Source organism: Thermoanaerobacter sp. A7A (assembly GCF_000445185.1).
Taxonomy (GTDB): domain Bacteria; phylum Bacillota; class Thermoanaerobacteria; order Thermoanaerobacterales; family Thermoanaerobacteraceae; genus Thermoanaerobacter.
Map to the genome: position 1 here is coordinate 1 of NZ_AVAF01000163.1, position 4,502 is coordinate 4,502.

At 29.1% G+C, this 4,502-nt stretch carries 3 protein-coding genes; all 3 read right to left on the reverse strand.

What is annotated here, in order from left to right; translation table 11 throughout:
- On the reverse strand, positions 1-312 hold a 312-nt coding region (locus M663_RS14900; RefSeq protein WP_042805399.1), incomplete at its 3' end, for a hypothetical protein.
- A gap of 122 nt (positions 313-434) precedes the next feature.
- Entirely contained in the window at positions 435-3,065 is a 2,631-nt protein-coding gene (locus M663_RS15690) for a ribonucleoside triphosphate reductase (RefSeq protein WP_273702740.1), read from the reverse strand.
- Positions 3,066-3,225: 160 nt separating this feature from the next.
- Positions 3,226-4,359, reverse strand: coding sequence for a hypothetical protein (locus M663_RS0112890; RefSeq protein ID WP_273702741.1), 1,134 nt, complete (start codon positions 4,357-4,359; stop codon positions 3,226-3,228).
- Positions 4,360-4,502: the final 143 nt, after the last annotated feature.

A 4,502-nucleotide genomic window follows, 5' to 3' on the forward strand; every position in this document is an offset into this window, starting at 1 on the left:
AGAAGAACCATTATATCCTCCACCGAATACTCCTCTATCACCTGGTGTTCCAGTTCCTCCACTTCCACTAGATTCACCATTGATAGTACCATTTACTGTTAAATCCCCAGTTATAGTTAAATCTCCACTTATAGTTCCCCCAGTTAACCTCAAATAATCTCCATCGTGGTTATGTATAGCAGGAGCGAAATAACTACTATCTTTCCCATCTAATAAATCTGCATCTATCTGACTACCAGATCCATCCCTCTGGGTTATCTCATCTATCATCCTATCCAATCTTACCATGTAATACTTATCACCTATAGCCATGATATATGCCTCCTATTATATATGTTATATGTTCTATAGTATAGTGGAAATATAGATATATATACCAGGGATATCTAGGATATCCCTGGTATATACATTTAAATCGTTTTATTTATTCTTTACTATTTAATACTATCGTCGTAAACAGTTCTTATCTTAAACTCTTCTTGTTTACCATCATTCCATGTATCTACAGGAGTATAATATCCTACTACTCTACTATACTGTAATGTTTTCCTATTGCATGTAGGACATTTAGCTACACTACCTTTAATATATCCGTGTTCTGAACATATAGAAAATGTAGGTGTAAAACTAAAATATGGAATATTGTAATTAGTCAACACTTTTCTTAAAACATTTTTGACGACATTATGATTATCAATAGATTCTCCTAAAAATCCATGAAATACTGTTCCTCCAGTATATTTACTTTGTAATTTCTCTTGATGAGCTAATGCTTCAAATAATGTCTTTTTAGAATTAACTGGTAAAAATGTAGAATTAGTATAAAAAGATTTGTTTTCAACTTTAAAACAATATTGATTTGGGTATAATTCCTTATCTTTATTAGCTAATCTAAAAGAAGTACCTTCAGCTGGAGTAGCTTCTAAATTAAATAATAACCCAGATTCTTTTTGATATTCTATTAGTTTACGATTTATAAAATCTAAAATCTCTTGAGCAAATTCATATCCTTCTTCAGATTCTATTCCCTTAGGATTTTGAAATAAATTAATACAGGCTTCGTGCATCCCTATAATACCAATAGTTTTGAAATGGTTAGTCCAATAAGAACCAAATCTTTCTTTAATATGACGTAAATAATGTTTAGTATATGGATATAATCCATATTCAGTCATCTTTTCTACAAAATTAGTTTTTTCGATTAAAGTTTGTTTTGCACACTCTAATCGATCTAATAATAGCTCTTTAAAGTCATCTTTATCTTTAGCTAAATGTCCTAATCTTGGTAAGTTAATAGTCACAACTCCAATAGAACCAGTTAAAGAAGAAGCTCCAAATAATCCACCACCTCTTTTATTAAGTTCAGATAAATCTAATCGCAAACGACAACACATAGATCGAGCATCTTCTTTAGACATATCACTATTAATATAATTAGCAAAATAAGGAATGCCATATTTTGCCGTCATCATCCAAAGATTTTTAAGATTAGGATTATCCCAATCAAAATTTTCATCTATACAATAAGTTGGAATAGGAAATGTAAATATCTTCTTTTTCTTATCACCTTCCATCATAACTTCACAGAACGTTTCATTAAATAAGTCTATCTCTTCTTGATACTCACCATAAGTAGTTCCAGTAGGTTTTCCAGCTATATAAACTTCTTCATTTTTCATGTGTTCAGGACATTCTAAATCTAAAGTAAAGTTAGTGAAAGGCGAATTTCCAGTTATAAATATCTTTCCATTTCTTCGAGCTATAACAGTTCCATTATCAGTAGTAGGACACCAAACTATACCATCATAATCTAATACTAATCCTAATTCAGAAATAGATTCACTATCAACAACTTCATTTATCTTATTAGGATCATTGTTATCTAAATATGTAAATGGAATTTCAAAATCTTCTTGTTTTTGGAATAAATAATCAGCTTTCTTGAACTCATACTCGTTATTCGCATTTTTAACAACTACTCTATGTTCTGGAGTAACAAACTGATCACAGTGTTCAGATACAAAATGATACATTAATCCACTATATTCTTTAACGAACATGGCCTTAACGCCAAGTTGTTCGAATATTTTCGTTTTAGTATTAAAAGTATATATGGTAGAACCAACACTTATATCATTAAAAGACTTCCATCCAGTTGGTGTTAGTATTTCAGTATCTTCACTTAAACACTGAAAACCAACTCTAGTAGGATTATTAAGGTTATATATCATGTTTTGGATAGACTGCTTAACTTCACTACGAGAAAGCTTATCTTTCCTTATATAAGGAGCTAATAAAACATCAACATTAGAAAACGCCATAGCTCCAGCTGCTTCACCAGATAAAGTATATAAGAAGTTATATACTTGACCTATAGCTGAATCAAAATGTGCGGGTGGTTCACATTCTGTTTTATTAGGACAACCACCAAAACCTTCAGTTAAAAGTTGTTTTAAATCCCATCCACAACAATATGTACTTAAACTACATAGATCATGTACATGGATATCACCATTTTCATGATACTGTTTAGCTTTTTTATTATATACTCTTTCAAACCAATATGTTTTACTCAATTCACTATAAACATAGTGGTTAAGTCCTTGCATTGAAAATGAAGTATTAGAGTTTTCTCTAACTTTCCAGGTGTTTTTATTAATATATCCATCTATTAACTTAATAGTTCTTTCTTTAAAGATATTTCGTTCTTTTTCTTTAGACTTCCTATAATTCTTATATACATAAGCTAAAACTGGAAAATTAGCTTGTTTAATAGATTCAATTACAATATCTTGAATTTTTTCAATATGAATAGTTTCAGATTCGATATCATTTAAGTTGATCTGAACAAAAGCAGTTATAACTTGTAATGCTTTTTGAGGATCGATTCCTTCAATAGCATCTGGGTTACTTTCTATCGCTTTCCAAATAGCATTAGAAATCTTTTGAAAATCGAAATCTTCAAATCTTCCATCTCTTTTTTCTATTTTAGAAAGTTTAGGCTGAAAAGAACAAGTTTGTACTTGTGGTATTTTTTGAAGATCGATTTTGACATTTCTAGTCATACTAACGCTCCTTTAAGTTTTTAAAGTTAATTTCTCAAATGTATCATTAAATGTCTGTTCAAAATTTTATCACTATTCTATTTTTTACCAATATCAAAAATAAAAAAATATAAGGGAATACCTCATTAATTTAGAGGTATCCCCTTTTAAATTTTATATTTTAATGTTGACCATTAGATACTGCTGATAAATAAAGTTTTGGTTCATTTAAAAAACCAAATTCTAAACTATTTCCTAAAGAAACTATATTATTATAATAAATAGTGTTTATTTGTACATTATTATTATTTCCACCACAGTGAATAGCTCTATTTCCTATACCATTAGATGTAGATGTATGACCAAATATCTCTAATGGTAAATCTCCAAAATCTTGACTATTACTTAAAGTAGAAATAGTTAGATATTCTATCGTATTCAAATATATAGTCGCACTTCCTGTATATGAATATCCTCCAATTATAAGTGCTCTATCATTACGATCATTTGATGTACAAGAATGATAAACCCTATTCATTGATAAATTTCCGAAATCTAAAGCATTACCAGGAGTCGATATAGTTATATATTCTATTTTATCAGAAAATCCTGAACCACGATATCCACCAGTAAATATTCCTCTTTCATTAGTTCCATTAGAAGTTCCATTTAATCCAGATTTTGGTTCAGTCATATTTCCGAAGTTATTAGCTCCAGAAAAAGATACTATATTAAAATACTCTAAATTACTATAATAAGAAGAGCTGTTTCTTCCACCACTAAAAACTGCTCTATCATTAGTACCATTAGAAACGGCGGTTTTGCCATAACCACTCACAGATAAGGTTCCAAAAATATAAGAAGATGAATAATTATCTATAGAAAAAGTAAATAATGTGTTTAAATTAAAATAACCACAACCAATAACACCTTTATCATGTAATCCATTAGAAGTCGATGCATGAATATCGATGGATTGAATTAAATCAGGCATCATAAAAGCATTTCCAAGAGCAGATATATTTATTTTCTCAACTGAAGCCAAATGACGAACAGTACCTGAAATACTATTAAAACCACCTGTCACAAGAGCTGTGTTACCAATGACAATAGATAAATCTTCAGATGGATAATGATAATAATACTCTTCTCTTTTATCAAAAATCAAAATAGGAATAGTAATATTTTCAGCATAAGCTTCAGTTATAAATCTTCCTTGATCATCATAGAAGATCTTTTTAATAACCCAACCTTTTTCATTTAAATTTTTTCCTGGTGTTGAATAACCCAATATATAATGGATTTCCAAATTCATCATATTTAACATATTTGATTGGTAAAGTTTTAATTTTGCGACGTGTATACATATTTCCTCCTATTATTCTTAATTTCTATAGTATAATCTTGATTTATGAATATTATATAATTTTTGATATAATGGATAATAATATTATAGGG

Bases quoted from the DNA above. Each gene is read 5' to 3' on its own strand.
- M663_RS15690 (WP_273702740.1), bottom strand. From the start codon at position 3,065: ATGACTAGAAATGTCAAAATCGATCTTCAAAAAATACCACAAGTACAA.
- M663_RS0112890 (WP_273702741.1), bottom strand. From the start codon at position 4,359: ATGAATTTGGAAATCCATTATATATTGGGTTATTCAACACCAGGAAAA.